Origin of the sequence: Rudaea sp., from assembly GCF_036383415.1 — a bacterium.
In the GTDB taxonomy this organism is placed as follows: Bacteria; Pseudomonadota; Gammaproteobacteria; order Xanthomonadales; family Rhodanobacteraceae; genus Rudaea.
The window spans coordinates 1-4,399 of the sequence record NZ_DASVOK010000291.1 but is presented as its reverse complement, the minus strand read 5'-3'; the positions used below and the strand labels follow the sequence as shown (position 1 = coordinate 4,399).

Genomic DNA, 4,399 nt, shown 5'->3' with positions numbered 1-4,399 from the left:
TCCGGCAATCGCGCCACCGCCTGCGCCTGCCGCGGCGGCGCCCGCGCCCGCAAACGATGTACCCACCGTCGATGAAATGCCCCCCGACGTACGCGGCGCACTGCCGGCGCTGCCGATCACGATGCAGGTCTACTCGCCCGATCCGAAGCGCCGCTTCGCCATCATCGAGGGAACGCGCGTGACCGAAGGCGAAAACGTGCGCGGCGTGACCGTCGTCGAGATTCGCCCGAGCGGGCTCGTGCTCGAATTCCACGGCCGGCGCATGCTGATGCCGCGACCCGGTTCCTGAGCGCCGTGTTCGTCACCGTCGACCGCCAGCGCCCATCGTCCCTGCCTTGGGCCACGCTCACGATCCTCGCAGTCTGCGTCGCGCTGTTCCTCTGGCTCGTGCTTGCCCCCGACACGGCGCGCTGGCAGTTCCTGCGCCAGTGGGGCACCGTGCCGACGCGGCTGTTCGACCCCAATGCGCCGACGTTGCAACAGCTTGTCGAGTTGCGCTGGTTGCGCCTGTTCACCGCGCTGTTCATCCATGCCGGCTGGCTGCATCTGGTCGGCAATCTGCTGGTCCTCGTGATCTTCGGCGTACCCGCGGAGCGCGCGCTCGGACCGTGGCGCTTCCTGCTCCTGTTCCTGCTCGGTGGTGCGTTCGCCAATCTCGGCGCGGCCTTGATCCTTTCGAGTACGAGCACGCCGATCGTCGGCTCGAGCGGCGCGGTGTCGGCGATCATCGGCGCCTATCTCGGCCTGTTCCCGCGCGCGCGCCTCGGCCTCGTGCTGCCGCTGGGCATGTTCCTCGAATTCGTGCGCATCCCGGCGCCGCTGCTGATCGGCTTCTGGGCCCTGCTGCAGGTCGCCTTCACCTTCGTCGGCCCGGCGTTCGGCCCGGTCGCATGGTCGGCGCATATCGCCGGCTTCGCCGCGGGCCTGCTGTTCGCCCTCGTGTCCAAGCCGGCGATCGCGCGCCGATTGCGTTCCTGATTCGCGGCGCGCCGCGCAGGCAGCAGCGCGTGCCGACAAACAGAAATCAGGTACGCAGCGTGAACGGCGTGAACTGCGTGTCGCGATCGTAATAGTCCTCGCTCTCCGCACGCTTGAGCGCGGCGACGATGCGGTAGGTCAGCGGCGTCGCGAGGATTTCCCAGACCACCTTCATCACGTAGTTCGACACCATCACGGTGAGCACGAGTTTCGTCTCCCACACGCCGAGGAACGCGGCCGGATAGAACACGAGGCAATCGACGCCCTCGCCCATGATCGTCGAGCCGATGATGCGCGACCACAACGCGCTGCCGTTCGTCCACAATTTCATTTTTGCCAAAGTATACGAATTGACGAACTCGCCAAGGAAGAACGCGGTGATCGAGGCGAACACGATGCGCGGGGTCTGGCCGAAGATCGATTCGTAGGCCTCCTGGCCGTGCCAGCCCGCGGCCGGCGGCAGCTTGACGACCACGGTGGCCATGACCGAAGCGAACACGAGTGCGGTGAGTCCGGACCAGATCACGCGGCGCGCGCGCGCATAGCCGTAGACCTCGGTGAGGATGTCACCGAACACGTAGGAGATCGGGAAGAACAGCACGCCGGCGCCGAAGGTGAAGTCGCCGACGATCGGCAGGTGCACGCTCGCGATCTTGGCCGGGCCGATCAGGTTCGAGCAGAGCAGCACGCAGACGAAGGCGCCGAGGATGAAGTCGTAGTAGCGGTAGGTGCGCGGCGCGGAGGCGGGTGCGGGCATGGCGGACGGGTCGGATCGGCGATGGCCGCTAGCATGCCGGCTCGCAAAGTTTTCCGCCAGCCGTAAGGTTTTGCGCCGCGGCCTTGTCTATTGGGCACCGGTGCGCGCAACGGTCGCAGTGCCAGCCAAACGGAGACTCCCGCGTGAAACGCGTACTGCTTTTCCTTTTCCTCGCCGGCCTGTCCGCGACCACATTCGCCCAGGGCGATGCGATCGCGTGGCAGGGCAAGACAGCGAACGGCGCCACGATCCATTTCGATCCGCAGCAGCTGAAGCGCCCGGCGATCCTGCTGTTCTGGGCAACCTGGTGTCCGTACTGCGAAGCTTTGATGCCGTACGTGCAGCACGTGCTGGATGCTGCGGGCAAGGACCGACTCGACGTCTACGCGATCGACATCAAGGAAGACGGCGACCCGGTCAAGACCCTGCGCGAGCGCAAGCTCGGCTTCACCCTGATCCTCGACGGCGATGCGATCGCCGACCAGTACGCGGTGAAGGGCACGCCGGGACTGTTCCTCGTCGACGCGAGCGGAAAGGTCATTTATCGACGCAGCGGAGGCGACGCGCCTTCGAGCGTCGAGGCGGCGTTGCGCGAAAAACTGGACCTCGCGGCACCCGCGCGCTGAAGCGACGACGCATGCGGCCGCGCCGCGTCGATGCTAGTGGGCGACGAACAACGGCACGTCGCTGTACTGGAACAGATGCCGCGTCGCGCCGCCGAGCACGAGTTCGGCGATGCGCGAAGGGCCCCAGGCGCCCATGACGATCAGATCCGACTGCGCCGCGTGCGCCGCATCGAGAATGCCGGCGCCATAGCCACTGGTCACGGTGAACGGGCGGAACTCCGCGTTGACGCCGTGGCGCGCGAGATACGCCGCAAGATCGAGCGCGGGCAGATGGCGCGCGCCGACCAGGCTCGCCTGCTCGGCGCCGTCGAGCACGATCACCTGCTTCGCCAAGCGCAGCAGCGGCAGCGCGCCGTGAATCGCGCGCGCCGCTTCGCGGCTATGGTTCCAGGCGACGAGCACGCGCTCGCCGACGCTCGCCGGCTTCGCCGTTTCCGGCACGACGACGACCGGAATGCCGGCACCGAACACGGTGCGCGAAACGACACCCCAGCCAACCGGCGCGTCGACGTTGAGCTGCGGTCGCTCGGCGACGACGAGATCGCACCAGCGCGCGGCATGGCAGATCGCCTCGACCGGCTCGCCCTGCGCGACCAGCCAGTCGCCTTCGACGCCGGCGGCGGCGAGTCGTCGCATCCAGCTATCGCGCTGCGCGAGCGCGGCGTTGTAGAGATCGTCCGCCTCCTGCACCTGGAACACGACGGTCTCCAGCGTGGAATAGGCGACGGTGCCGAGCGCGGCGACGTGGAGACCGCTGACATGGGCGTCGAGCCGACCTGCCAGCGCAAGCGCCACGGTGGCGGCGAGTGAGTCCCCTTCGTAGCGACGCACGTGAACGAGAATGTCGAAGCGAGCCATGACGCACCCTCCGTTTCTGTCCGATGGCGTTAGCTTACGCCTATCAAATGAGACGGTCTCGGGGTGGCTCAAGTTCAGTGAACCGGGTCATCCGCGCACTCACGGCCAGTTCCGGATTTACGATTTCGTTCAGTTCGAGGGGGTATGATCGACATTCCCTCAGCACAAGGAGTTGGCCATGCGTACACGCAATTTCGTTGCACTCGCCTTGATTGCCGCCGCATCGACGGGACTGTATTCCACCCACGCCTCGGCCGCCGGCAAGATCGACTGCGAGATGCGCTTCAACCTGTCCGGCTGGGCCGCGATCTACAAGCACGCCGAAGGCAACGGCACGATCACCTGCAACAACGGCCGCAGCTTCAACGTGCACATCACCGCGGTCGGCGGCGGCTTGACTGCCGGCAAGTACAAGGTCGAGAACGGCAAGGGCAAGTTCGCCGAGGTGTCGAGCACCGACCAGCTGTTCGGCAGCTACGCGCAGGGCGAGGCCAATGCCGGCCTGGTCAAATCCGGCACCGCGCAGGTGCTGACCAAGGGCACCTCGACGCTGGCCCTGTCCGGCGCGGGCGAAGGCGTGGATATCGGCATTTCGTTCGGCAAGTTCACGATTACGCGCGCAAAGTAACCCGTACAACCTGCCCTCAAAGCGTAGTAGCTTTTTTGAGGACAGGCCGTTTTTCTTCGCCATGCCGCCGCGCTATGCTGGCCGGCATGGCGAAGATACTCACGATCGAGGACGACGCGCTGACCGCGCGCGAGATCGTCACCGAGCTGGCGAACAACGGCAATGAAGTCGAAAGCGTCGGCAACGGCCGCGAAGGCCTCGAACGCGCGCTGACCGGTGCCTACGATGCGATCACGCTCGATCGCATGCTGCCCGAGGTCGACGGCCTCACCCTCGTCACCGAACTGCGCCGCGCCGGCATCGACACGCCGGTGTTGATGATCAGCGCGCTGTCCGACGTCGACGCGCGCGTGCGCGGCCTGCGCGCGGGCGGCGACGACTACCTGACCAAGCCGTTCGCGCCCGACGAAATGGCCGCGCGCGTGGAGGTTCTCCTGCGGCGCCAGGACGATGCGGCACAGACCACGATCGCGATCGACGGCCTGGTGCTGGATCGCATGGCGCACGCGGCGCGCTACGCCGGGCGCGATCTGGATCTCAAGCCGACCGAGT

The 4,399-nt window shown here is 66.6% G+C and carries 7 protein-coding genes; 5 read left to right on the top strand and 2 right to left on the bottom strand.

From position 1 onward, the window contains the following. On the top strand, positions 1 to 289 hold a 289-nt coding region (locus VF497_RS11085; RefSeq protein WP_330888645.1), incomplete at its 5' end, for a general secretion pathway protein GspB. Between the two features lie 5 nt (positions 290 to 294). Then, positions 295 to 978: a rhomboid family intramembrane serine protease gene (locus tag VF497_RS11080; RefSeq protein WP_330888643.1), complete on the top strand. Its 684-nt coding sequence runs from the start codon at positions 295 to 297 to the stop codon at positions 976 to 978. Between the two features lie 46 nt (positions 979 to 1,024). On the opposite strand, the gene VF497_RS11075 is transcribed toward VF497_RS11080, so the two are convergent. Beyond that, positions 1,025 to 1,735: a queuosine precursor transporter gene (locus VF497_RS11075; RefSeq protein ID WP_330888641.1), complete on the bottom strand. Its 711-nt coding sequence runs from the start codon at positions 1,733 to 1,735 to the stop codon at positions 1,025 to 1,027. Between the two features lie 143 nt (positions 1,736 to 1,878). Between VF497_RS11075 and VF497_RS11070 the strand changes: the two genes are divergently transcribed. After that, positions 1,879 to 2,361 (top strand): TlpA disulfide reductase family protein, encoded by a 483-nt coding sequence (locus VF497_RS11070; RefSeq protein ID WP_330888639.1) that lies wholly within the window; start codon positions 1,879 to 1,881, stop codon positions 2,359 to 2,361. Between the two features lie 33 nt (positions 2,362 to 2,394). Here VF497_RS11070 and VF497_RS11065 read toward each other — a convergent pair whose 3' ends face one another. Further along, the gene (locus tag VF497_RS11065) at positions 2,395 to 3,219 is read right to left on the bottom strand and encodes a universal stress protein (RefSeq protein WP_330888637.1); all 825 of its coding nucleotides are present in this window, start codon (positions 3,217 to 3,219) and stop codon (positions 2,395 to 2,397) included. A 178-nt stretch (positions 3,220 to 3,397) separates the two neighbouring features. Between VF497_RS11065 and VF497_RS11060 the strand changes: the two genes are divergently transcribed. Continuing rightward, the gene (locus VF497_RS11060; RefSeq protein WP_330888635.1) at positions 3,398 to 3,847 is read left to right on the top strand and encodes a hypothetical protein; all 450 of its coding nucleotides are present in this window, start codon (positions 3,398 to 3,400) and stop codon (positions 3,845 to 3,847) included. 86 nt (positions 3,848 to 3,933) lie between these two features. Further along, a partial coding sequence (locus VF497_RS11055; RefSeq protein WP_330888633.1) for a response regulator transcription factor occupies positions 3,934 to 4,399 on the top strand: 466 nt, incomplete at its 3' end.